We start from the raw sequence: 25,671 nt of genomic DNA on the forward strand, positions 1-25,671 counted from the left end.
GAGTTCGGATGAAACTTTTTGAAGGCCTTGCCAGATACCAGCCGCAGGCACTCGGCGTGCTGCGCATCATGACCGCGCTGCAGTTCATCGAGCATGGCAGCCAGAAACTGTTCAACTTCCCCGCCGGCGCGCAGGCTCACGCCCTCACCGGACTGACGCTGACCGCCGGCATCCTCGAATTCGCGGGCGGCATCCTGTTGGCACTGGGCCTGTTCACTCGCCCGGTGGCGTTCCTTCTGGCCGGCGAAATGGCGATCGCCTACTTCATGGCGCACTATCCGCGCGACTTCTTCCCGGCCAACAATGGCGGCGATGCGGCAATCTCCTTCTGTTTCATCTTCCTCTATCTGGTCTTCGCCGGCGCCGGCGCCTTCGCGCTGGACAATCGCCGCAACGCCTGATGCCCCATGCCGGGGGTGAACCTCATCCCCGCATCCGTTCGAAATTCGCATCGAACAGCGGCGCCGCCTGGATGCGCGCCGCGTGACGCTTGCCCAGCAGCTCGATTTCGAAGCCGTCGCTCTCGTCGGCGATCTCCTTCGGCACATAACCGACGGCGACCGATTTTTTCGAATGATGCGCGTAGCCGCCGGACGTCACCCAGCCGCACACCGTCCCGCCGAACCAGATCGGCTCGTCGCCGATGACATCGGCATCGTCAGCATCGACGATGAAGGCGCGCAGCCGCAATTTCCCGCCTTGCTTGCGCTCGGCCAGCGCCGCCGCCTTGCCGATGAAATCGACGTCCTTGCCATAGGCGACGAAACGGTCGAGCCCGGCTTCCAGCGGCCCATAGATCGGCCGGTATTCGCGTCCCCATGAGCCGTAATTCTTCTCCAGCCGTAGCGCATTGAGCGCGCGCGAACCGAACAGGCCGATGCCGAACTCCTCGCCCGCCGCCATCAGCGCATGATAAGCCGCGCGCTGGTATTCGGGCGCCACCCAGATCTCGTAGCCGAGATCGCCGGTGTAGCTGACGCGGCCGACCAGGCACGGCGCCATGCCGATATCCATCCTCGCCACCGCCATGAACGCAAACGCCGCGTTGGAGACATCGGCGCGGCTGACCTTGGCCAGCACGTCCCGCGCCTTCGGCCCGGCAATCGCAAGGCCGGTGAGTTTCGCGCCCAGCGCCTCGATCTGGACCGAGCCGTCTCCCAGCAGATGCGCCTCGAACCAGCGCATGTGGTACTGCTCGGCAATGCCGGAGCCGGCGAGGAACCAGCCATCCGCGCCCAGATTGGCCAGTGTGAAATCGCCGATCAGCCTGCCGTCCTCCTTCAGCATCGGCGCCAGCGTCATGCGGCCGGGTTTCGGCATTTTGCAGGCAAGCATCCGGTCGAGCCAGGCAGCGGCCCCCTCGCCCGTCACCTTGTATTTGGCGAAGCTCGAAATCTCCGACAGGCCGAGGCCACCGCGCACCGTTGCGACCTCGCTGGCGACATGCGTGAAATCGCTGGAGCGCCGCCAGGAGAACTCGTCCTTGATGCCCTCCGGCGCGTACCAGAGCGGCACTTCCAGCCCGTAGGCGACACCCCATTGCGCACCCTTGGCCGACAAGAGGTCATAGATGGGGGTCGTTTTCAGCGGCCGTCCGGCCGGCAGTTCCTCATTGGGGAAGCGGATCGAAAAACGCCTGGAATAGTTCTCGCGGACCTTGGCATTGGTGTAGGCCATCGTCGCCCAGTCGCCGTAGCGTGCCACATCCATGGCCCAGATATCGGCGCCGGGATCGCCCTCGATCATCCAGTTGGACAGCGCCAGGCCGACGCCGCCGCCCTGGCTGAAGCCGGCCATGACGCCGCAGGCGACCCAGAAGCCCGGCAGGCCGCGCACCGGCCCGACAAGCGGGTTGCCGTCGGGCGCGAAGGTGAAGGGCCCGTTGATGATCTGCTTGATGCCGGTGTGCTGGAAAGCCGGGAAGTGGCGGAATCCGACTTCGAGAGACGGCGCGATGCGGTCGATGTCGGGCTCGAGCAGTTCATGGCCGAAATTCCATGGCGTCTGGTATTCGGACCATGGCTTGTTGGCCTTCTCGTAGGTGCCCATCAGCATGCCGCCGCGCTCCTGGCGCAGGTAAAGCTCGCCGTCGAAATCGACCGCATGGATGATCTCGGTGCCGGTCTTGGCGTTCCAGGCGGCGACCTCCGGCATGTCCTCGGTGATCAGGTACATGTGCTCCATGGCCAGCACCGGCAGTTCGAGCCCGACCATGCGGCCGACTTCGCGCGCCCACAGGCCGCCGGCGTTGACGACATGCTCGGCCACCACCTCGCCCTTGTTGGTGATGACGCGCCACATCCCGTCGGGCCGCCGCACAATGTCCTCGACCTTGGTGAAGCGCTCGACCTCGGCGCCGAGTTTGCGCGCGGCCTTGGCATAGGCATGCGTGACGCCCGATGGATCGAGATGGCCGTCCTCCTTGTTTCTGACGGCGCCGACGAATTGCTTGGGGTCGATCAGCGGCATCAGTTCGGCCGCCTCGGCAGGCGAGATCACTTCCAGGTCGATGCCGAGATAGCGCCCCTTGGCGACGACACCGCGCAGCCAGTCCAGCCGCGCCTCGGTCGCCGCCAGAAGCACGCCGCCGGTCAGGTGCACGCCGGTCGCCTGTCCCGACAGTTCCTCGATCTCCTTGTAGAGGCTGATCGTGTATTTCTGCAGCTTGGCGACGTTGGGATCGCCATTGATCGTGTGCATGCCGCCGGCCGCGTGCCAGGTCGAACCCGAGGTCAGTTCGTCGCGTTCCAGCAGCACCACGTCGGTCCAGCCGTGGCGGGCGAGATGGAACAGCACGGAGCACCCGACGACACCGCCGCCAATGACCACGACCTTTGCATGCGACTTCATGGATTTTTCTCTGATATCAATGGATTGGACGGGAAAGTGGATTCAGGACGGAAGGCATCACGGCTCGCCGTGCCCGATCGCTTCCTTGCGCCTGGCCACATAGGCCTCCAGCGCCTCGCGCACGGCAATATCCATCGCCGGCTCGACATAGTCCTCCAGCGCCTTCTTCCACAGCCGCGTCGCGCGCGCCGTTGCGTCGAGCCCACCTGCCTCCTGCCAGGCCTCGAAATTCTGCCAGTTGGACAGCATAGGCTGGTAGAAGGCGGTCGCGTAGCGCTCCAGCGTGTGCGGCTCGCCGAAGAAATGGCCGCCGGTCGGCACCGCGCCCAGCGCCTCGACGGCAAGCTCGGCCTCGTTGACTTCGATCGGCCGCAGGAACTCCATCATGTGCTGGATCATCTCGACATCGATGATGAACTTCTCGAAGGACGCTGTCAGCCCACCCTCCTGCCAGCCGGCGGCGTGGTAGACGAGGTTGCCATGGCCGAGCACGGCGCCCCACAGCGCCATCAGCGTCTCGTAGGCGCCTTGCGCATCGGCGGCGTTGGAGGCCGAGCCCGGCGTTGTCCGGTACGGCAGCCCGTAGCGCCGGGCCAATTGCCCCGAGGCGATGTTGGCCTTGGTGTTTTCAGGCGTGCCGAAGGCCGGCGCCCCGGACTTCATGTCGACATTGGAGGTGAAGGCGCCATACATCACCGGCGCACCGGGTCGCACCAATTGCGTCAGCACGACGCCGAACAGCGCCTCGGCATTCTGCTGCGCCAAGGCACCCGCCAGCGTCACCGGGCTCATCGCCCCCATCAGGGTGAACGGCGTCACCGCCACCGACTGGCCGAACTCGGCCATCGTCATCAGCCCTTCGGCCATCATCTCGTCGAAGCGGCGCGGCGAGTTGACCGAGATGATGGTGGCGATGCCGGGATCCTCGCGCAGCTGTTCCAGCGTCAGCCCGCGCGCGATCGCCATCATCTCTATGCCGTCCAGCGCCCTGCCCCGGCCGATCGCCGAGACATGGAAACTCTTGTCCGTCAGCGTCAGATTGGTGAAGTAGGTGTCGAGATGGCGCGAATTGGCCGGCAGCTCGACCGGCGCGCACACCTGGTTGCCGAGCATGTGAACGCAGTTGAAATGCTGCGCCAGCCGGGTCAGGTCGGCATAGTCGCGCAGATTGCCGGCGCGGCGGCCTCGCTCCATGTCGTGCACATTGGGCGGTCCGGCAACGAGGGTGAAATTGATGGTGTTGCCGCCGAGATGGATTGTGTTGGCCGGGTTGCGTGGTGTCAGCGTATAGGTGGGCCGTGTGGTCTTCAGCGCCTCGTCGACCATGCCGCGATCGATGCGGACATTGGCCGTCGCATGATCGACCGCGGCACCGGCATTCTCGAACAGCGACAGCGCCCGCGGGCTCATCACCTCGATGCCGAAATTCTCCAATATATGCATCGACGCCTGGTGGATCGCCTCGATCTGGTCGGACGACAGCAGCGCCATCGGCGGATAGGGATTCCTCACGCGCCTGGGTGGCAGTTGCGGGATGGGCGCTGGGCCTCGGTTGCTGGTGCGCTCGGCGCCGCGCTTGCGTCTTGGTTCGTTCATGCCTGGCATCAAAGCTTCGGCAAACCGGGCAAGCTGTCAGAAATGCGCCGCTTACAGGCGCGATTTTAGTCAAGGCGGCATCTTTACGGCAGCCTTTTATAAAAAGCGACAGGAGGCGTCGGAATGCCTATATGGCATTTTCTCAAGCGCTGATGGCGGCAGAGCATTAACGGAGCCAGCAAGATTCCCTTTATGATTTCGGCCTATTGCTCATCCAATGCGTAGGTCGAGTTTTAGTAAAATTGCAGCGGTTGGCGTGTTGCTGGCATTGTCGGCCTGCGCGACCGCGCCCAGCCACATCAACAATGTCTGTGCCGTCTTCGACCAGAATGACGGCTGGTTCGACAACTGGCAGTCGGCGGCCGAACGGACAGAGCAGAAATACGGCATTCCCGTCCCTGTGCTGATGGCGACGGTGCGCAAGGAATCCGGCTTCAAGAGCAATGCCCGGCCGCCGCGCACCAAGCTGCTCGGCTTCATTCCCTGGAAGCACGTCTCGTCGGCCACCGGCTTCTCGCAGGCGCTGGACGGCACCTGGTCGCAATATCAGCGTGAAACCGGCAACTGGGCGGCGCGGCGCACCAAATTCGCCGACGCCGTCGACTTCGTCGGCTGGTATCACTCCAAGACATCAGACACCTACGGCGTCGCCCGCAACGACACCTACAATCTCTACCTCGCCTACTATCTCGGCTGGACCGCCTATGGCCGCGGCAACCGCGGCGACGCCGGGGTGCAGGGTTACGCCCGGGCCACCGACAAGATGGCCCGAGACTATGAAGCGCAGCTACGGCAATGCGGCTCCTGATACCTACCTAGGTTAGTGCCGCCTCGTCGTATCTTTCGGCTTCGAAACACCGGTTTCGGAAACCTCGTCGCGGACTTCGTGGCGACGGGCTCGCATGCCGGCCTCGCCCTGCTCCACAGCGTCCCCGATCTGGTCGGCTTCCGCGCTGCCCGTTTTGCCACGTGGCCGCTTGGGCGCTGTCCCGGCCAAACCCGGCCCGGTGCCCTGCGCATCCTCCGGTACGCCCTCATGCGCGGCGTGTTCCTTGTCGAACTTGATCACCGGCTCCATCTTCGCCAGCACGTCATCGGCCAGCCAGCACAGGCTCATATGGCCGTCACCGAGGTGCTTGACCGGCGGCACCTTGGTCTCGCACAGATTGTCGGGCACCAGCTTCTTGTAGCCGCAGCGTGTCTGGAATGGGCAGCCAGACGGCGGATTCATAGCCGACGGGATGTCGCCCTCCAGCACGATGTGCTTCTTGACCACGCTGGTGTCGGCGATCGGGATCGCCGACAGCAGCGCCTCGGTATACGGATGATAAGGCGGCGCAAAGATCTGGTCGGTCGTGCCTTGCTCGACGATATAGCCGAGATACATGACGACGACGCGGTCGGCGATATAACGCACGACGGACAGATCGTGGCTGATGAACAGCATCGTCGTCTTGTTCTTGCGCTGGATATCCATCAACAGTTCGGTCACTGCCGCCTGCACCGACACGTCGAGTGCCGAGACCGGCTCGTCGGCCACCACCACCTTGGCGTCACCGGCAAAGGCGCGCGCCACGCCGATGCGCTGCTTCTGGCCGCCCGACAGCTGGCGCGGCTTGCGCGTCTCGAAGGCACGCGGCAGCTTCACCAGGTCGAGCAGTTCCAGCATGCGCTTGCGGCGGTCGGCGACCGTCTTGCCGACGTTGAATTTCTCCAGCGTGCGGATGATCTGCGAGCCGACCGAATGGCTGGGGTTCAGCGTATCGAACGGATTCTGGAACACCATCTGGATGGATGACACGGTGTCGACGCTGCGCTTCTCGATGCCGGTCGACTGGATCTCCTTGTTGCCCAGCGTCACCGTGCCGGCACTTGCCGTCTCCAGGCCGAGCAGAACCTTGGCCAGCGTCGACTTTCCGCAGCCGGATTCGCCGACGATGGCGACCGTCTCGGATTCGCGCGCCATGAAGGAGATGGTCTCGTTGGCCTTGACGACACGGCCTTCGCTCGACCCGAACACCTCGCTGCCGCCGACCTTGTAGTACTTCCTGAGATCCTCGATCTTGAGCACCGGCGCGCCGGGCACGACACGCTCATTGACCTTCTTGGCGCCGGGCGGCAACGCTTCCCAATCGATCTCGTTGAAGCGCACGCAACGCGAGAAATGACCTTCGTGGCCGGCGACCTCGACCATCGGGATTTCGGCGGCGTTGCAGACGCCCTCGACGAAATGGTGGCAGCGCGGGCCGAAATTGCAGCCCTTGGGCCGCTCATGCGGCAGCGGCAACTGGCCCGGAATGGCGATCAGCGGCCGCGAATTCTTGTCGGCGCCCGGTAGGGGGATCGAACGGAACAGCCCTTGCGTGTAGGGATGGCGCATCCGGTCGAAGACGTCCTTGATCTTGCCGGTCTCGACCGCCTCGCCCGAATACATGACCGTGATCCTGTCGCAAGTCTCGAGGATGAGGCCCAGATTGTGCGAGACGAAGATCATCGAGGTGCCGAACTTTTCGCCCAACCCCTTGACCAGTTCGACGATACCCGCCTCCACCGTCACGTCGAGCGCCGTCGTCGGCTCGTCGAGCAGAAGCAGCGCCGGCTTCGACAGCAGCGCCATGGCAATGACGATACGCTGCTGCTGGCCGCCTGAAAGCTGGTGCGGATAGGAGCGCATCATGCGCTCGGGGTCCGGCAGCTTGACCGAGCGCACCATTTCGACCGCGCGTTTATAGGCCTCTTCCTTCGACACCTTGTCGTGGATCAGCGGCACTTCCATCAGCTGCTGGCCGATCTTCATCGCCGGATTGAGGCTGGCCATCGGCTCCTGGTAGATCATGGCGATCTTGTTGCCGCGGATGGCGCGCAGCTCCTCCTCGGAGAGCTCGCCCATATCCTTGCCCTGGAACTTGATCTTGCCACCGACGATCTTCCCGATGTTGGAGAGGTCGCGCATGATGCCGAGCGACACGGTCGACTTGCCGCAGCCGGATTCACCGACAATGCCCATCGCTTCGCCGGGCATGACCGTGCAGGAAAAATCCATGACGGCCGGTATCTCGCCCTTGCGGGTGAAGAAGGAGATCGACAGGTTCTCGATCTCGATGATCGGCGCAGTGGTCGGCTTACCGGGATTTCGAACTGCCTCGTTCATGGGTCGCTCCAATCCAAATTATACCAGAGGCGGGCCAAGGCCCGTCAATCAGTCTTTCATCGATTGCTCGCGCAACGAGTTGGCCAGGAGGTTGAGCCCCAGCACGAACGACATCAGCGCGATCGTCGGCGGCAGCGCTGGGTGGATGAAGGAGCGCAGGAGCCGGCTGGCATCCTTGATCGCCGTGCCCCAGTCGGGGCTTTCCGGCGCCAGGCCGAGGCCGAAATAGCCGAGCGTCCCGAGCAGGATCGTGGTGTAGCCGATGCGCAGGCAGGCATCGACGATCAGCGGACCCCGCGCATTCGGCAGGATCTCCCACAGCATGATGTACCAGGGTGATTCACCGCGCGTCTGCGCCGCCGCCACATAGTCGCGCGTCTTGATGTCCATCACCAGGCCGCGCACGATGCGGAACACGCCGGGGCTGGAGGCGAACACCACCGCCACGAAGATGTTGAGCTGGTTGGGGTCGATATGCACGATGTGCAGCGGGTCCCTGTCGAAGACAAGGCCGAGGTAGATCCAGCCGCCTACGATCAGCGTCAGGCCGAGCAGGATGTAGATCCGGTCGGGCCGGTTCTTGTAGCGTGTCCAGAACAGCACGCTGAAGAAGATGATCGGAAACAGAAAGAAGACACCGGCCAGCGCATAGGGGATCGGCGTGTCCATGATCCCCGGCGTCACCAGCAGGTAGAACAACAGGATGACCGGAAAGGCCAGCACGAGGTTGGCCAGGAACGACAGGATGGAATCGATCTTGCCGCCGTAATAGCCGGCCGGCAGGCCGAGCGTGATGCCGACCATCAGCGCGAAACCGGTTGCCGCCGGGGCGATGATCAGCACGATCTGGCTGCCGTAGACCATGCGCGAAAACACGTCGCGCGCCAGCTTGTCGCCGCCGAAGAGATAGACGAGCCCCGATTGCGGCTCGATGGCGCCCGGCAGCGTGTCCTTCATGATCGGGATCTGGCCCAGCGGATCGAACGGCGAGATGGTTGAGGCGAAGATCGCCGTGAACAGCCAGAACAGGCAGATGAAGACACCCGCTATGCCGACGCCGCTGTCGAAAAGCTGGCCATAGAGCGCCAGCTTCTTCTTGTAGAGAAAGCTCGCCCCCATGACGATGGCGAGCGCGACCCAGACCGGCCAGAAGCGCCACAGCACTTCGAGGATGATGGTGGAGGCGCCGATATATTGAGCTTGCATGCGCCTTCTCCCTACTGAACGCGGATGCGCGGATTGAGGAACGCGTAGCCGACATCGGAAATGAGCTGCGTGATCAGGACGATGAACACCGAGACCAGCGAACAGCCGAGCAAGAGATCGATGTCGTTGTTGCCGGCGGCCTCGACCAGCGTGTAGCCGAAGCCCTGGTAGCGGAACATGACCTCGACGATGACGACGCCGGTGAGCAGCCAGGGAAACTGCAGCATAATGACGGTGAAGGGCGCTATCAGCGCGTTGCGCAGCGCGTGCTTGACCACCACGCCGCGAAAGGAAAGGCCCTTCAACCGCGCGGTGCGGATATATTGCTGCGTCATCACCTCGACCATCGAGGCGCGCGTCATGCGCGCGATGTAGCCGATGCCGTAGATCGCCAGCGTGATCACCGGCAGCGTGAAATTGTAGAAGGTGATGCCCTGGCTCGCCGAGGCGGCCGAGCCGTTCAGCCAGCCGAGCCAAGAGGCGAAGACGACGGTGAAGATGACGCCCGACACATATTCAGGCGTCGCCGTCGAGGCGATCGAGGCGACAGAAAGCACCCGGTCGGTTCGTGACCCCTCGCGCATGCCGGCGAGAATGCCGATCAGCAGTGAAACCGGCACCATCACCACCAGCACCCAGAACATCAGGATCCCGGTGGCGCCGAGCGCCGGGAACAGCTTGGCCGCGACCGTGGTCTTGAACTTGGTCGAGCAGCCGAAATCGCCCTCGATCACGCCGGAGAATGTCGGCACGGTCGGGTCGTTGCAGAAGGTGAAGCGCTGCGTCGTCTTGCCGGTCGCCGGATCGGTGATCGGCTGCTTGGGCAGGACGCCGAGCCACTGGCCATAGCGCGAGAAGAAGTTCTGGCGGTAGCCATGGTTGACCAGCCAGCTTTCGAGCTGATCGGCCGATGTGTGCATTTCGGTCTGGCTGATCGCCAGCTTCTTCAGATTGGGTTCGAGATTGACGAGGAAGAAGACGACCAGCGTCAGGCACAGCATCGTGAGCAGGATTGTGCCGATGCGTCTGATGATGAATGAGAACATGTGTGCCCCCCTGCCGGCCGGGTTGGGGTCATATGGTCAACCCTGTGACGAAAACCTTGTGACGTCACGCCGCCGCTGCATCTCATGCAACGGCGGCGATCCTGCGAATGCGAGGGGCCTTGCGCCCCTCGCATTCTTCAAGCTGTGGGTCACGCCTGATCGAGCCAGACCTTGCCGAAATCATGCTCGTAGGTGGGGTGCATCGAGTGGTTCTTCACCTCGGGCTTGATGTTGATGTAGAGCTTGCGCCAGTAGGGCTGGATGATGATGCCGGAATCCTGCAGCATCGTCTCGATGTCCTTCATCACCACCTTGCGCTTCTCCGCATCGGCGATCCCGAGGGCCTCGTTGACCTTCTTGTCGAACTCCGGATTGGCATAGGCCGTCTCGTTCCAGGCTTCACCGCTGCGATAGGCGATGGCGATGACCTGGATGCCCAGCGGACGCATGTTCCAGTTGGTCTCCGAGAACGGATACTTCGTCCAGTCGTTCCAGAAGGTCGAGCTCGGCAGCACGGTGCGCTTCACCTTGATGCCGGCCTCGCGCAGCTGGGCCGCGATCGCGTCCGTGGTGTTCTTGTGGTAGTCCTCGTCATTGCTGATCAGCTCGTGCTCGAAATCGATCACGCCGGCTTCCGTCAGCATCTGCTTGGCCTTGGCGATGTCGCGCTTGATCTTAGGCAGTTCGACATATTCCGGATGGATCGGCGCGACATGGTGGTTTTCGGCCGGCGTTCCGGCGTTGCCGTAACCAAGCTGCAGCACCACCGAATTGTCGACGGCCAGGCACATCGCCTGACGCACCTTCTGGTCGCCATAAGGCTTGGCGTTGACGTTGAAACGCGACACCACGGTGGCCGCGGTCACAACTTCCGAGGCCGGCGCGCCGACGCCTTCGATGATCTTGACGTAGTCGGCGGTCGTCTCGTGGTTGGTGTGCACTTCGCCCGATTCGAAGGCTGAAACCGTCGCGGCCGGATCGGTGCCGTAGTCGATGAACTCGACGCCGTCGAGGAAGGCCTCGCCCTGCCACCACTTGCCGGTCGTGCGGCGCTTGTAGACGACCTTCTGACCGACGTCGTAGGATACGAGTTCGAACGGACCGGTGCCGATCGGGCAGTTCTTGAAGTTCGCGCCCTTCTCGTCGAAGGTCTTGTGGACGATGAGGCCGGGATAGTCGCACAGGTTCGGGATGATGGCGATATCCGGCTTGGTCAGCTTGAGCTTGACCGTCATGTCGTCAACCTTGACGATCGAGCCTTCGCGCAGCTTCTTGGTCGTATCATCGACGAGGCTGCCAAGGCGTCCCGGCATCGAGTTGCCTTCGGCGGACTTGTCGGCCCAGCGGGTGAAATTGTAGATCACGTCGTCGGCCGTGAACTTGTCGCCATTGTTCCATTCGACGCCCGGCCGCACATGCAGCGTGTATTCGGTGGCGTCGTCGTTGATGTCCCAGCTCGCCAGCAGGTACGGCGCGAAGGTGTACTCCTTGGTGTATTTCACCAGCGGTTCGAGCGCCTGTCGCTCCGCATTGGAAATCTCCGACCAGTCCGCCGTGCGCGGATCCTTGGGATCCTTGACCGACATGGCGACCTTGATCACGCCGCCCTTCTTGCCTTGCACGTCCTCGGCCCTGGCCGGCGTTGGAGCGGCAAGGCCGAGCAGACCGTAAGCCATGGCCGTCGACGCGCCGAAGACGCTGGCAAGCGCCAGGAATTCGCGGCGGTCCACTGTTCCTGCCTTGGCTTCTTCGGCCATGGCCAGGATGTGATCCGGAACGCTGTCGCCGTTACTTTTATAGATTGTCATGACTAACTCCCATTGTTGGCTTTCCGCCGATTAACATTCCGCATCCAGGCCATGATGTCAAAGATGGCTTGGATTGGGAACATGTTAGCGAATGTGCAACTTTGAAAAGGGAGCGGTACGCGCGATAGCGACAGTCTTGACGCAAAATTGCTAGTGCGCCCAGATTCCTCCCAAGGCGATTAAACTGAGACATTGGCGCTGGTTACGACAGCGCCAGTCGCGGCCATGGTGAGGGCCAGCCTCTCAATATTCCTTTTCGTAGAAGATGCCGCCCTTGGCCTCGCCGGCGTCCGTCGCCTCGCCGCGCAACTTGACGCCACGCCCGACATTGAGGTCGATGGTCGCCTTGCCCGAACCCGGCTTGTCGCCCTTCTGGATGGTCACATAGGTGCGGTCGTTCAGGTATTTGCCGGCCGAGACCGCCGTCCCGCCCTGACTGTCCGTGGTCACATCGAGATCGTCGACCCCTATGGCACTGCGCAGGTTTTCGAGCAGCGAGGTCGAGCCGCCGACGCCGGCCAGTTGCGCGGCGGCTTCGGCAAGCTGCGCGATCTGCAGCGGCGACAGGTTCGACATCGAGCGGCCGAAGATCAGTTGCGCCAGCACCTCGTCCTCGGGCAGCGCCGGCACCGAGGAGAAGGTGAATTTCGGGTTGGTCGCCTCGCCCGACACCACGATGGTGACGGTGGCGCCGGTCGTCGTCGTTGTCGCCGTCAGGTTGAGATAGGGCACCAGCGAGCCGGAGAAGCCAACGGTGCCCTCGGTGAAGGTCAGCCGCTTGCCCAGGATCGACAGCCGGCCGCGCTGCAGGGTGAAGGTGCCGACCGCCTGCGGTGACGAGGCCGGGCCGGTCAGGCGGAGCGAGCCGCCGAGTTCGGCATCGACGCCCCTGCCCTGGATGAAGATCTGGTTCGGCGCGTTGACGGTGACATCGAGCGCGAGACCGCTGCCGCCGCTCTTGCCGCTGGCCGTCGCCGGGCGCAGCGCCTTGTCCTGCGCCTTGACGGCGCTTGGCGCGTTCTTGTGCTTGACGTCGAGCGCCGAGAGCGAGCCCGGCAATTTGTCCGGAACCGTGATGACGGTCTTGGCGAGATTGACGGTACCGGCAATCACCGGTGCCGATGTCAGCGGCCCCTTGATCGTCAGGTCGCCGCCGAGATTGGCGGTCACAACGCGTCCATCCGTATAGCGGCCGTCGGTCAGCTTGATCGAAAGGTCGGCCGGGAAGCCTTGCGCCGGGTCGATGCCGACCGTGCCGCTCGCCGACAGGCTGCCGCGCGTCGACAGCGTTCCGGTCAGCCGGTTGATCCTGGCGACGCCGCCGCCGATCGAGACGTCGGCCGTGAGATCGTTGACGGCCAGGCCCGAGCGCGCATCGACAAGCCGCGCACCGGAGGTGCTGACGCTGCCGCCGATGACAGGCGACGTCGCGGGGCCACGCACCTGGACGTTGACATTGGCGGTTCCCGTCAGTGCCAGGCCTTGCGCGGCAAGCTTCTGGCTGAGGAGGCCGAATGGCACGGCGCCATTGAAGTCGAGCACGAGCGCCGGCGTGCCCGCCGTCGTCACCGTGCCGCCGCCCTTGAGGCCAAGTCCGGCGCCGTCGCTGACATTGGCGTTGAAGGTCAGCTTGTTGCCGGCAAACGTGCCGGACGAGGAAACGCTTACCGCGCCGACCCCGGCGCCGCGGGTCTGCGACGTCTGCACGCCGGTCGCGTCGATGTTGAAGGCCACGGCCGGACTGGCCGGCGCGCCGGTCACCTTCACCGTGCCTGAAATCGAACCGGCAGCATCGAGGCCCGGCGAGAAACTGTTGGCGAGCGACATCGGCACCCGCGCCAGCGTCGCGTTGATGTCGAGCGTCTGCCCGACCTTGCCGGTCACCGTCGCCGTGCCGCCGCCGAGATTGAGCACCAGCCGGTCGAGCGTCGTCGTGCCGTTGGCGATGCTGACGGTCGACGCCCGGGCGATCGCCGCCTTGATGCCCTGGACGGTCGCCTGGCCCGAGGCGAGCTCGATCGTGGTCGTGCCATTGGCCACCTTCACGCGGCCCGCGGCCTTGGCCGGAATGCCCTTGACCGTGGCGCCGCCGGAAAAGCCGGTCCAGTCGCCATCGCGCTTCAGATCGACATCGATGCCGCTGATCACGGTGCCGCCTGATATGACGCTGTCGGCGCGGATCTTGCCCGAAATGACTGGAGCGGCGAGATAGTTGGCGATCAGCGCATCGATGGAGACGGCCTTCGCCTGCAGGTCGCCGCGCGTGATCGAGGCGGTGGCCGCCTTGATGGCAACCTGGGGTGCGGCGCCATTCTTCGTAAAGGCGATCGTGCCACGCACGTCGCCTTCGGCCTTTTCCAGTGCCAGCGCGGCGAGCGGGCCGATATCGGGAAGGTCGAGCGAGATCGTGCCCTCGGGCACGAACTTGTCGTCCAGCGCCAGATCGCCGGAGATCTTATTCTGGCCCAGCGACAGGAGCAGACCGTTGATGGCGCTCTTGCCATCCGCCGTCGCCAGCACCGCGCTGCCCTGCAGGGCCTGTCCCGCGACATTGCCGGTCAACTGCACATTCGCCGCCGGGTTGGCGGCATCGGCCTTGCCGGTGGCGATGAGCTTCAGCCCGGTGATCTCGCGCTCCGCCACCAGCAGCCGATCGCTGTTGATGGTCAGCGACAGGTCGGGGGCGATGGCCGGCCCCTGAGCGTTCAGCGCGAAGGCAATGGCGCCCTTGGCGTCCTTGGATAGCAGTGAGATGTCGCTCAGCGCGCCTTTGATGTCGGCGGCCAGCTTGTTGTCGGCAAGGCTGGCTTGCCCGCCGGCGGTCAGCGCGCCAGAGACCAGCTTCAGCCCATCGACATTGATGCTGCCGTTGGGATCGCGCTTCAGCGTGGCGCTGATCTGCGCCCGTTCACCAAGCAAGCCGCGTGCCGCGGCCGGCAAGGCCGATGACGGAGCATCCGCATTGAGCTTGAGGTCGATGGCGCCGTCGCGCAGCGATACCTGTCCGGCAACCTGGCTGTTGAGCGCATCGCTTTTGAGCGAGCCGCTGTCGATCGCGACGGAATCGGCGCTCAGCCGGGCATTGAGAGCGGCCGTGACCTTGCCGGCGATCAGCGGCGCGATCGCCGCATTGTCGAGGCCGACCTTGTCCACCGACACCGTGCCGGAAACCGCTCCGGCGCGGTTCTTGAGATCGAACGCATCGGAATGCAGCGCCAGGACAAGTCCGTCCACCTTCGCCGGGCTGGTGACGACCGAAGGCAGGATCGCGGAGACATCCAGGCGAGCCTTCGTGCTCTCCCCCGCCACCTTTGCCGACAAGGACTTGACCTCGATCTTCACAGGGCTATCGGCACTGCCGACGGTCAGCGGCAGGCTGGGGCCGGATGAGGTGAGATCCAGGGCAAAATCGCTGGCGCCGTTCGGATTGATGGTGCCGGCGGCCGTGCCGGAAATCTTGTCGCCGGACAGTGTCGCATGATCGAGGACGATGCCGCCAGCCAAGGTGTAGCTGCCGGCCGCATCGACCGCGAGCGGGCCAAGCCCGGCCTGGCGGGTCTGGCTGGTTTCGGCGCCGGCAAGCTGCGCGCTGAACCGAACTTCCGGGGCGGACGGCGTTCCCGTCACTTGCGCCGTGCCGCCAAGTGTACCCAGGGCATCGAGGCCGGGCGCAAAATCATCGGCAAGCGCCGCTGGCAGCGCCGAGAACTGTGCGGCGAGATCGAGCGTCTGGCCGGCGCTGCCCGACAACGTCACCGCGCCGCCACCAATGTCGAGCGCCAGCTTCTCGATGCTGGTGGTGCCATTGGCGATGGTCAGTGTCGAGGGTTGGGCGATTGCCGCCTTGATGCCGCGGACCGTCGCTTCCCCCGAGGCGATCTCGACGCTGGTGGTGCCCTGAGCGATCTTGACCCGGCCGGCCGCTGTCGCTGGAATGCCCGCTATCGTCGCGCCGCCGGTGAAATTGGTCCAGTCGCCGTCGCGCTTCAGGTCGACGCCGATGCCGCTGATCTCGGTGGCGCCCGACGTGACCGAGTCAGCCTTGATGGTGCCCGAGATCGCCGGTGCCTTGAGGTAGTTGGCGATCAGCGCGTTGACGGCGATCGCCTTGGCGGTCACCTCGCCACGCGCGATCGAGGTGCTCTTGGCATCGATGGTGACCGACGGCGACTCGCCGTCCTTGGCGAAATTGATGGTGCCGTTGATATCACCCGTCACCGCCTGCCCGGCAAGCGCCGCCAACTGGTCGATTGCGGGTGCTGCGAGCGTCAGCGTGCCCAGGGGCATGAACTTGTCATCCAGTGCCAGGTCGCCCGAAACCTTGTTGTCGCCCAGCGAGATGAGCAAGCCGTTGATCGACCGCTTGCCCTCGCTCGTCACCAGCGCCGCCTTGACGTCGAGCGGCTGATCGTTGACGGCGCCCGTCAACGAAACATCGGCGGAAGGGCTCGCTATGTCGGCCTTGCCGCTTGCCGTCAGCTTGATCGCCTTCACCGTGCGGCCCGAGGCCGTCAGGCTGTCGCTATTGGCGGAGACGGTGAAATCCGGGGCCGTCCTGGAACCGCTGGCCGACAGGGCGAAATCGACGCCGCCGGCAACCGGCACGCCGACCATCGGCGACAGCACCGAAACGTCGCCGAGCGTGCCCTTGATGTCGGCCTGGATGTCTGTGCCTTGCGCGCTGGCGGTGCCGCTGGCGCTGAGCGTCCCGGAGGTCAATGAGATCGAATTGGCGGCGAAGGCCCCTTGCGGATCGCGCGTCGCCGCGGCCGAGAATTTCACCCGCTCGCCGAGCACCGAACTGATCTGTGGCGGCAAGGCGGTCGACACCGCATCGGCATTCATCTTGAGCTGCATCGACAGGTCCGCGAGTGCCACCGTCATCGTCAGGGAGGCATTGAGCGCATCGGAACGCAGCGTGCCCTGGTCGATGATGATGGCATCCTTGCTCAGCGATCCGGCGAGATCGACATCGACCTTGCCGGTGACCAGCGGCGCCAGCGTCGCCACGTCGGTCTTCAACCCGCCCGCCGTCAGCTTGACGGCGACCGGCCCGGAGCGATTCTGGATGTCGAAGCCGTCGGAATGGATCTGCGCCGCAAGGTCGTTCAGTTGCGTGCCGCCCGCCACCACCGAAGCCAGCGAGGCACCGATGTCGACGATCGGCGCCTTGCCGTCGCCGAACGCACGCGCGGTCGCGTTCCTGATCGCCAGCGTGATCGGTTGCGCGGCACTTCCCACGGTGATCTGTACAGGCGCGCCCTTGGCGGCAATTTCCACAGACAGGTCGCTGGCACCGGCCGGATCGGCGATGCCGGTCGCTGTGCCATGAATGGCATCGCTTTCGATGCTGGCGCGGTCGACACTGATGCCGCCGGCCGATGTCGCGGTGCCCGCGACATCGAAACTGGTCTTGCCGGCAAACAGCGACTTCAAATTCTCCGGCAGGAAGCGGGCAAAATCGCCGTCACCCTTCGCCTCGACGTGGCTGCCCTTGTCGGTCGACTGGTGGCGGCCCGTCAGCTGAGTGACGATCTCGCCGTCTACCGTGAACGTGGCAATGCCGTTCCAGTTGGCGAGCGGCCCCGTGCCTGAGACGGTTATGTCGACCGGCGGCGTATCGGGCAGCTTGAGCAGGTTGGCGATGATACCGCCTGCCGGCTCCGAAGCCTTGAGCTTGAGGTCGAGCCTGTTGTCGGCTGGCGCGAAGTGGATGTTCGCATCGACACTGCCTTGTTTGCCGTCATGGCGGGTGACGTTGAGCGTGGTCTCGACCGCCAGCGGCGCCGCATCGGCCTTGAGCATCCCCTTGGCGGCGAGTTCGGCGATGCCGCTGCCGGCCAGTTGCTGACCAAGCGCGATTTCCGGCAGGTCGATCTGCTTGATGTCGATGGAAACCGGCAATGTCGTCGTGCCGCCGCTCGGCGCCGGCTGTTGCGTGCCGGCCACCGGCAGGCGCGCCAGTTCGACGCGCTCTGCCGCGATGCGGTCGGCACTGAAGCTTTTCGACAGCAGCGCCAGCGGCGACCAGTCGACGGCGACCTTGCGCGCCACCAGCCAGGCACCGTTGCGGTCTTCCAGCACGACATGGTCGACGCTGAGCGCGCCCGACCAGATGCCGTCGATGCCGCTGACCGTGACCTTGCGGTCGTCGCTCGAGGCCAGCCGCGAAATGATACCGGCGAGATTGTCGCGTCCGCGCTCGGTCTTGGTCAGGACGACGAGAGCGCCGATCGCGCCCGCGACCACGATCAGCAGCGTGTAAAAAACAATGCGAAGGATGCGCCAGACCGTCTTCATGTCAAAACGCCTGCCCGATGCCGGCATAGATGCCGAAATGCGGATCGCTGGGATCGCGGTTGAGCGGCACGGCGGCATCGATGCGCAGCGGCCCGAATGGCGTCACATAGCGCAGGCCGACGCCGGCGCCGACCTTGACGTCGGAGAAGTTGGGAACCGACTTGGTCGACACCGTGCCGGCATCGACGAACGGCACGATGCCGATCGTGTCGGTGACGGCGATGCGCATCTCCACCGAGGTCTCGAAGAAGGACAGGCCGCCGATCGGCTGGCCAGTGAAGTCTTTCGGGCCGATGCCCTGATAGGCATAGCCGCGCACCGAGCCGCCGCCGCCGGAGTAGAAGCGCCGGTCGGCTGGAACGTTTTCAAGCCCCGTGCCGACGATCGAGCCGACGGCGACACGCTCGGCCAGTACGAACTTCGAGGCCGTATCCAGCGACTGATAGGCCGACCCCTCCCCCTTCAGCTTGAGGAAGGCGGCCCCGCTCATAATGTCGTAGCTCGGCTCGGCATAGGCCAGAACCCGGAAGCCCCTGGTCGGGTTCAGCCTGCTATCCCTGTTGTCATAGACATATTGCAGCGGAACGCTGGCGATCAGGTAGGTGTGCTTGCCGAACGCATCCGTGATCCTGGAATAGTCGAGCGCCACCTCCGCCGAGACGGTCTGCTTCTTGTCGAGTTCATAGGACAGGCCGGTGCTGCCCTTGACCGAGAAATGGTCGTAGGCGTCGGGATGCTCGAGTACGGTCTTCACGCTGGCAAAGAACTTCGACGCCGGCCCGATCACGCCGGGTTTCTCGAACATGATGCCGGCATTGTAGTTCAGATCGGACAGATTGTTGCTGCCGATACCGCTGATGGCGCCATCGATGCGCAGCTTTTCCGCGTGACCAAACAGGTTGCGGTGCCCCCAATAGCCTTCCAGGCCGAGGCCTTCCGTGTTCGAGAAGGTGCCGCCCAGGCCGAAATAGCGCGGCTTGCGCTCGCTGACCTGGACGCCGATCGGAATGTTGCCGTCGGCATCGAGCTTGTCGGCCTCCTTGAAGGTCACGCTGTTGAAAACCTCGAGCGCCAGCAGCCTGTCACGCGCATCGCTGATCTCCTGCGGCGAGTACTGCCGGCCACGCTTCAGCCCGGTCATGTATTCGGTGAAGTCGCGGTCGACCTTCTCGGTGCCTTCCACCGTTGTCGCGCCGTAGCCGGCGACGGGGCCTGCCGCGACCGTCAGCGTCACGTCGAGCGTCGAGGTGGCATGGTCGGCGACGATCTGCCGGTCGGTCACCTTGGCGAGCGGCCGGCCCTGTTCTTTCAACGTGCGCACGATCAGCGCCTCGGCCTTGAGCACCGCCCCCGATCCCGCGTCGCCGCCCGATATCAGGCCGTAGTCGGCGCTCATCAGCCCTGCCGCGTCCCCTTCCAGCCTGATATCGCCGAGGGTGAACTTGGGGCCGGTCGCGATATTGATCGCCACTGGAATCGGCTGCGGGCCCTTGAATTCGGCGTCCGGCGGCAATTCGTCGAGCGACTTGCCGTCGATGGTGATGGTGACCACGCCTTCGTAGCGGGCATCGGCGTAAAGCGCGGCAACCAGCTGTTCGCGGTCGCTGCGCGCCTTCGCCATCAGCCCGAGCGAGCCGGAGACCGGCCGGTCCTCGTCGCCCTTCAGCGCCGAGGCGTTCTCGAGCTTCTTGACAAGATCCTTGTCCGCATCGGGCGCTGTGATGGTCACGGCATAGCGCAGCGGGTCGACAATGTCGGCGTCCTCGTCGTTGGACGACCCCCACAGCTTGATGCCGAAAAGTTCGAACGCAGCCGCGGACCTTGATTCGGCGACCAGCGCGGTCGAGCAGATCATGGCCAAAAGCAGGGCGCGCGAAAGAACGCGCCCTGGCGCGGTCCCTCCTGACATCTGCTTTTCATGCGCTGGCATTAAGACAACCTAGGTTACAAAACTAAAATTGGAATGAAGTTCTGAAGCGCACGTAAAGGGGCCACAATCCAATTGTCTGAAATAGGACGGGCTTGGAATTCACACCTTCTGCGTTTCCGCAAGAAAGCGTGATCCCCCGCCCTATGGAGGTTACTGTCCGCATACCGGTCCTTGGCCGGAAAATAAACCGTTGGCAGGCGGAACCTGCCGCGTCCGCGCGTTGACAAGCTCGACTGAAGCTTGAACATGCCCGGACGTCTGCAATTGTCTGGAGGGTGTTATGGCAATGCGCACGGCTCGTGGTCTGTCGATTCTGATCCTTCTTTTCTTCGCCTGGGCCAATGCCTTGGCCTGGAACGGCATCGCGCAAGCGGCCGAGGCCCGGCGAATCGCAACGACCGACAATTCCGATTATTTCGGCTTCGATCTGCGATCCGACCAGAATGTCACCCTCGACCAGTGCAAGACAACATGCCTTGGCGACCCGGCCTGCCGCGCCTTCACTTACAACACCAAGGCCAAATGGTGCTTCCTCAAATCCGACTACAACCAGCTGAAGCCCTTCAACGGAGCAGTTGCCGGCAAGATCGTCAACATTGACGGCGATCCGGATATCGGCGCGCCGCCGGAACTCGCCTTCTTCCCCAACTGGATGGCCGATCAGGCGCAGCAATACCGCAACAGGCTGCTTGGCCCGGCCTATGACAAGCCGACCGAAGGCATGGCGGCCCTGATCAACGCGGCCGAGCAGGCCGTGCTGACCGGCGACCATCGTTCCGCCATGCAGAAATACGAGGCCGCGGTCTCGGTAATGCCCGATGATGGCCAGCTCTGGCTCAATCTGGCGCGCGAAACGCTGGCCGTGCAGCCCGCCGCCAACACCTCCGAAGCGTCTACCTTGCCGATGAACGCCACTTCGGCCGCCTTCAACGCCTACAAGCTTTTGCGCACCACCAAGACCCGCGCCGATGTGCTGGCGCTGCTCGGCGCCGGCCTCGACAAGCGCGATCTCTATCGGCCTGCCCTGCAGGCCTATGAGGCAAGCCTTGCGCTCGTAACGTCCCCCGCCGTCCAGGCCGACTATGCCGATCTGAAGGCTCGCAAGGGTTTCCGCGTCATCGACCACAGCGTCGATGCCGACACCAGCGCGCCGCGCATCTGCGCGCAATTCTCCGAGGATCTGGTCAAGACCGGCGTCGACTATGCGCAGTTTGTCACCGTCGACAACGCGCCGCCGAAGGGCGTCGAGGCCAAGGACAAGCAGATCTGCGTCGAAGGGCTCGAACACGGCCAGCATTACGAGGTGACCTTCCGCGCCGGCCTGCCGGCGGCGATCGGCGAAGTGACCGCCGCTCCCGTGGTGCTGTCGATCTATGTGCAGGACCGCGCCCCGTCCGCCCGCTTCACCGGTGACAGTTTCGTGCTGCCGGCCGGCGCGCGCCGCGGCATTCCGGTCGTTACCGTCAACATGAACGCCGCCGAAATGAAGCTCTACCGCATCGGCGACCGTTCGCTGGCGCAGCTTCTGTCGGGCTACCAGTTCCTGCACCAGCTCGACGGCTATGACATCTCCAACATTTCCGAGCAGATGGGCGCGCCGGTCTGGCAGGGCCAGCTCGACATCGTCAACGACCTCAACAAGGAAGTCACCACCTCCTTCCCGGTCGACGAAGCGCTGCCGCAGCGCAAGCCGGGCGTCTATGTGCTGACCGCCCAGGCCGTCAACGACAAGAGCGACAGCTACAATTCGCTGGCCACCCAGTGGTTCGTCGTCTCCGACATCGGCCTGTCGACCTATACCGGCCAGGATGGGCTCAATGTCTTTGCCCGTTCGCTGGGCTCGGCCAAGCCGATCGCCGGCGCCGAACTGACGCTGGTTGCCAGGAACAACGAGGTTCTCGGCACCGCGACGTCGGATGCCGAGGGCCACGCCGTCTTCAACCCCGGCCTGACACGCGGCGACGGCGGCATGGTGCCGGCCGTGCTGATGGCCAAGCAAGGCGACAATGATTTCGTCTTCCTCGACATGTCCAAGGCCGGCTTCGACCTCTCCGACCGTGGCGTCACCGGACGCGCCGCACCCGGCGCGCTCGACGTCTATGCCTGGACCGAACGCGGTATCTACCGCGCCGGCGAGGATGTCCATGTCGCCGCCCTTGCCCGCGATGGCGCCGCCAAAGCGGTTGAGAACCTGCCGCTGACCTTCATCTTCTCGCGCCCCGACGGCGTCGAGGACCGCCGCATCGTCAGCGACGGCGCTTCGGCCGGCGGCCATGCCGTCGACCTGCCGCTTGAACCCAATGCCATGCGCGGCACCTGGTCGGTGTCGATCTACACCGACCCAAAGCAGCCGGCGGTCGCCAGCCAGATGTTCCTGGTCGAGGACTTCGTGCCGGATCGCATCGAATTCGACATGAAGGCCGACAAGCAGGAGATCGAGCGCGGCGAAACCGCCAACATCAACATTGACGGCCGCTTCCTCTATGGCGCGCCGGCGGCGGGCCTGGCGCTTGAAGGCGAACTGACGCTGTCGACCGCGCGCGACTGGGACCGCTTCCCCAACTTTTCCTTCGGTCTCGCCGACGAGCAGTCGGCGGAGCCGACGGTAACGCCGCTCACCAACCTGCCCGTCGTTGGCGATGACGGCAAGGCGACCTTCCCGATCTCCGTTGACCAATTGCCCTCGACCACCAAGCTGGTCGACGGCAAGGTGACGGTGCGCATGCGCGAAACCGGTGGCCGCGCCATCGAACGCTCGCTCAACATCGGCATCCGCCCGCAAGGCCATATGATCGGCATTAGACCGGACTTCGCCGATGGTGAAGTGCCGCAGGGCGGCACGGCCAAGTTCAGCCTGATCGCCGTTGACCCCGATGGCAAGCGCGAGGCACTGAAGGGCGCGCAGTGGACGCTGGTCAAGGTCGAACGCAATTACCAATGGTACCGCTCCAACAATTCGTGGAACTACGAGCCGGTTACCTTCACCAAGTCGATCGCCAATGGCCAGGTCGACCTCAACGCCGAGGGCGACGCCACCGTCTCCGTGCCGGTCGACTGGGGCCAGTACCGGCTCGAGGTCGAGACCTCGGATCCCGAGGGGCCGGCGACCAGCTATGAATTCGACGCCGGCTGGTATGTCGCCTCGACGACCACCGAAACGCCTGACGGACTGGAGATCGCCCTCGACAAGGACAACTATGCCGCGGGCGAAGTGGCCAAGCTGAAAGTCTCGCCGCATTTTGCCGGCGAACTTCTGGTCAATATCGGTTCCGACAAGCTCTTGAAGACCATCACGGCGACCGTGCCGGCCGGCGGCAGCACCGTCGATATTCCGGTTGGCGACGATTGGGGTGCCGGCGCCTATGTCACGGCCACCCTGTTCCGGCCGGGCGATGCGCAGGAAACGCGCATGCCGGCCCGCGCCATCGGCGTGAAATGGCTGACGGTCGATCCGGGCTCGAAGAAGCTCGCGGTCACCTTGACGCCGCCGGCCAAGACGATGCCGCGCCAGCAGCTGTCTATCCCGGTTTCCGTGGCCGGCGTGCAGCCGGGCACGAACGCCTACGTCATGGTTGCCGCCGTCGATGTCGGCATCCTCAACCTGACCAACTACAAGGCGCCGGACCCTGAGAACTGGTTCTTCGGCCAGCGCATGCTGGGCATGGAGATCCGCGACATCTATGGCCGCCTGATCGATGGGTCGCTCGGCACCACCGGCAAGCTCAGGACCGGCGGTGACGGCGCCAACATGCAGGCGCAAGGCAGCCCGCCGACCGAGAAGCTGGTCGCCTTCTTCTCCGGCCCGGTCGAACTCGACGCCGACGGCAAGGCGCGGATCGACTTCGACATTCCGCAGTTCAACGGCACCGTGCGCGTCATGGCCGTCGCCTGGACCAAGGAAGCGGTCGGCCATGCCCAGTCCGATGTGATCGTGCGCGATCCGGTAGTCATCACCGCCGGTCTGCCGCGCTTCCTGGCGCCTGGCGACAACGCCGTCATGCGGCTTGACGTGGCCGACACCGACGGCCCGGCCGGCGACTATGCCTTCTCGATCGACACGACCGGCGACCTGTCGACGGGCGACAAGCCCCTGCCCCAGAAACTGACGCTCGCCCAGGGCAAGCGCCAGACGCTGACCGTGCCGCTGATCGCGAAGACGGCGGGCAATGCCTCGCTTACCATCAAGCTGGCGCATGCCGACGGCACCAAGGTCGAGCAGACGCTCTATGTGCCGGTACGTCCGGCGCAATTGCCGGTCACCACGCGCCTTGTGGTCGACCTCAAGGGCAATGGCGGCGCGCTGCGCGTCGACAAGGAGCTGCTTGCGGCAAGCCTGCTCGAAGGCGCCTCCGTCAGCGTCGGCGTTTCGCAGGCGGCAGCCTTCGACGTGCCCTCGCTCCTGATGACGCTCGACCGCTATCCCTATGGCTGCGCCGAACAGACCACCAGCCGCGCCATGCCGCTTCTCTATGTCAACGAGATGGCCTCGGGCATCGGCATGGAAAGCGACCCTGACCTGCACGGCCGTATCCAGGATGCCATCTACAAGGTGCTGAGCTATCAATCCTCAAGCGGCAGCTTCGGCCTGTGGGGCCCAGGCTCCGGCGATCTGTGGCTCGATGCCTATGTCAGCGAGTTCCTGACCAGGGCGCGCGAGCAGAAATACGATGTGCCGGCTCTGGCCATGAACCAGGCGCTGAGCAATCTGCAGAACTCGCTCGGCTACGACCAGAGCGTACAGGACCGCGGCAGCGAGATCGCCTACGCCCTCTACGTTCTGGCCCGCAACAAGAAGGCCTCGATCGGCGACCTGCGCTACTATGCGGACACCCAGCTCGAGGCCTTCTTCGAGCCCGATGGCCGTGGCCCAGCTGGCGGCGAGCCTTGCGCTCTATGGCGACACCCAGCGCTCGGAAGCGACGTTCAAGACCGCGCTGCAGCTCGCCAAGTCGCAGACCGACTATGACTGGTACCGCTCCGACTACGGCTCGGCGCTGCGTGACGGCGCGGCGATGCTGTCGCTGGCGGCGGAATCGAAGCCGGTTTCGACGGTCGTGCCTGAACTGATCAAGCTGGTGACCAGGCAGCGCGCCGAAGTGCGCTGGACCAGCACCCAGGACGATTCCTGGATGCTGCTGGCGGCCCGTGCGCTGAAGGAAGGCAATGATTCGATCACTCTGACCGTCAACGGCGCGCCGCATTCGGGCGGCTATTCCAACCAGGTCAACGGCTCCGAGCTGGTCGATAGCCCGCTCGAAATCGCCAACACCGGCAAGACCCCGCTGCAGGCCGTCGTCACCACCGTGGCGTCGCCGATCCAGCCCCTGCCGGCCGGCGGTGATGGCTTCACCATCAGCCGTACCTACTACAAGCTCGATGGCACCGAAGCCAATGTCACCGAGGCCACCCAGAACGAACGCTATGTCGTCGTGCTCAAGGTCACCGAACAGAACAGCTGGCCGTCGCGCCTGCTGGTCACCGACCTCCTGCCCGCCGGCTTCGAGATCGACAATCCCGGCCTGGTTTCCAGCGCGCAATTGACGAACTTCTCCTGGCTGGCACAGACCGACGCCGCGCATCTCGAATTCCGCGACGACCGTTTCGTCGCGGCGTTCAACCCGGCCGATGGCGAGCACGACCACAATCTGACGCTCGCCTATGTCGTGCGCGCCGTGACGCCGGGCACCTATGCCCATCCGGCGGCAACGGTGGAAGACATGTACCGGCCGCAATTCTCGGCCCGGACCGCCACCGGCATGATGGAGATCAAGGCGCCGTAAGGTG

At 64.4% G+C, this 25,671-nt stretch carries 10 protein-coding genes and 1 pseudogene; 3 read left to right on the top strand and 8 right to left on the bottom strand.

Annotated features, from left to right (window positions below; genetic code table 11):
- Positions 1 to 8 precede the first annotated feature (8 nt).
- Complete coding sequence (locus AC1VON_RS25875) at positions 9 to 401, top strand: DoxX family protein (protein ID WP_483125318.1); 393 nt, start codon at positions 9 to 11, stop codon at positions 399 to 401.
- A gap of 22 nt (positions 402 to 423) precedes the next feature.
- Here the strand turns inward: AC1VON_RS25875 and AC1VON_RS25880 are convergent, their stop codons facing one another.
- Positions 424 to 2,850 (bottom strand): GcvT family protein, encoded by a 2,427-nt coding sequence (locus tag AC1VON_RS25880; protein WP_483125319.1) that lies wholly within the window; start codon positions 2,848 to 2,850, stop codon positions 424 to 426.
- A gap of 57 nt (positions 2,851 to 2,907) precedes the next feature.
- Positions 2,908 to 4,446, bottom strand: coding sequence for a trimethylamine methyltransferase family protein (locus tag AC1VON_RS25885; RefSeq protein WP_483125320.1), 1,539 nt, complete (start codon positions 4,444 to 4,446; stop codon positions 2,908 to 2,910).
- Between the two features lie 217 nt (positions 4,447 to 4,663).
- Here AC1VON_RS25885 and AC1VON_RS25890 point away from each other — a divergent pair, with 217 nt between their 5' ends.
- On the top strand, positions 4,664 to 5,254 hold the full coding sequence (locus AC1VON_RS25890; RefSeq protein ID WP_172349752.1) for a transglycosylase SLT domain-containing protein: 591 nt from the start codon (positions 4,664 to 4,666) through the stop codon (positions 5,252 to 5,254).
- A 12-nt stretch (positions 5,255 to 5,266) separates the two neighbouring features.
- On the opposite strand, the gene AC1VON_RS25895 is transcribed toward AC1VON_RS25890, so the two are convergent.
- The 6 genes from AC1VON_RS25895 to AC1VON_RS25920 form a co-directional block, all read right to left on the bottom strand.
- Positions 5,267 to 7,597 (bottom strand): dipeptide ABC transporter ATP-binding protein, encoded by a 2,331-nt coding sequence (locus AC1VON_RS25895; protein ID WP_172349751.1) that lies wholly within the window; start codon positions 7,595 to 7,597, stop codon positions 5,267 to 5,269.
- 48 nt (positions 7,598 to 7,645) lie between these two features.
- Positions 7,646 to 8,803 carry an ABC transporter permease gene (locus AC1VON_RS25900; protein ID WP_483125321.1) on the bottom strand — a complete coding sequence of 386 codons (1,158 nt, stop codon included), beginning with the start codon at positions 8,801 to 8,803 and terminating at the stop codon, positions 7,646 to 7,648.
- Positions 8,804 to 8,814: 11 nt separating this feature from the next.
- On the bottom strand, positions 8,815 to 9,849 hold the full coding sequence (locus tag AC1VON_RS25905) for an ABC transporter permease (protein WP_056571884.1): 1,035 nt from the start codon (positions 9,847 to 9,849) through the stop codon (positions 8,815 to 8,817).
- A 149-nt stretch (positions 9,850 to 9,998) separates the two neighbouring features.
- Entirely contained in the window at positions 9,999 to 11,657 is a 1,659-nt protein-coding gene (locus tag AC1VON_RS25910) for an ABC transporter substrate-binding protein (protein ID WP_483125322.1), read from the bottom strand.
- A 243-nt stretch (positions 11,658 to 11,900) separates the two neighbouring features.
- Positions 11,901 to 17,957, bottom strand: a complete 6,057-nt coding sequence (locus tag AC1VON_RS25915; RefSeq protein WP_483125323.1) for a translocation/assembly module TamB domain-containing protein — start codon at positions 17,955 to 17,957, stop codon at positions 11,901 to 11,903.
- A gap of 1 nt (position 17,958) precedes the next feature.
- Positions 17,959 to 19,887, bottom strand: a complete 1,929-nt coding sequence (locus AC1VON_RS25920; RefSeq protein WP_172349747.1) for an autotransporter assembly complex protein TamA — start codon at positions 19,885 to 19,887, stop codon at positions 17,959 to 17,961.
- Positions 19,888 to 20,167: 280 nt separating this feature from the next.
- Here AC1VON_RS25920 and AC1VON_RS25925 point away from each other — a divergent pair.
- Positions 20,168 to 25,667, top strand: a pseudogene (locus AC1VON_RS25925) (alpha-2-macroglobulin family protein).
- The last annotated feature ends 4 nt before the right edge of the window (positions 25,668 to 25,671 follow it).

The organism is Mesorhizobium sp. HAY1-8B (assembly GCF_056868045.1).

Excerpts from the sequence above, each read along its gene's own strand:
- AC1VON_RS25885 (WP_483125320.1), bottom strand. The coding sequence starts at position 4,446 with ATGAACGAACCAAGACGCAAGCGCGGCGCCGAGCGCACCAGCAACCGA.
- AC1VON_RS25905 (WP_056571884.1), bottom strand. The coding sequence starts at position 9,849 with ATGTTCTCATTCATCATCAGACGCATCGGCACAATCCTGCTCACGATG.
- AC1VON_RS25875 (WP_483125318.1), top strand. The coding sequence starts at position 9 with ATGAAACTTTTTGAAGGCCTTGCCAGATACCAGCCGCAGGCACTCGGC.
- AC1VON_RS25895 (WP_172349751.1), bottom strand. The coding sequence starts at position 7,597 with ATGAACGAGGCAGTTCGAAATCCCGGTAAGCCGACCACTGCGCCGATC.
- AC1VON_RS25890 (WP_172349752.1), top strand. The coding sequence starts at position 4,664 with ATGCGTAGGTCGAGTTTTAGTAAAATTGCAGCGGTTGGCGTGTTGCTG.
- AC1VON_RS25920 (WP_172349747.1), bottom strand. The coding sequence starts at position 19,887 with ATGCCAGCGCATGAAAAGCAGATGTCAGGAGGGACCGCGCCAGGGCGC.
- AC1VON_RS25915 (WP_483125323.1), bottom strand. The coding sequence starts at position 17,957 with ATGAAGACGGTCTGGCGCATCCTTCGCATTGTTTTTTACACGCTGCTG.
- AC1VON_RS25910 (WP_483125322.1), bottom strand. The coding sequence starts at position 11,657 with ATGACAATCTATAAAAGTAACGGCGACAGCGTTCCGGATCACATCCTG.
- AC1VON_RS25900 (WP_483125321.1), bottom strand. The coding sequence starts at position 8,803 with ATGCAAGCTCAATATATCGGCGCCTCCACCATCATCCTCGAAGTGCTG.
- AC1VON_RS25880 (WP_483125319.1), bottom strand. The coding sequence starts at position 2,850 with ATGAAGTCGCATGCAAAGGTCGTGGTCATTGGCGGCGGTGTCGTCGGG.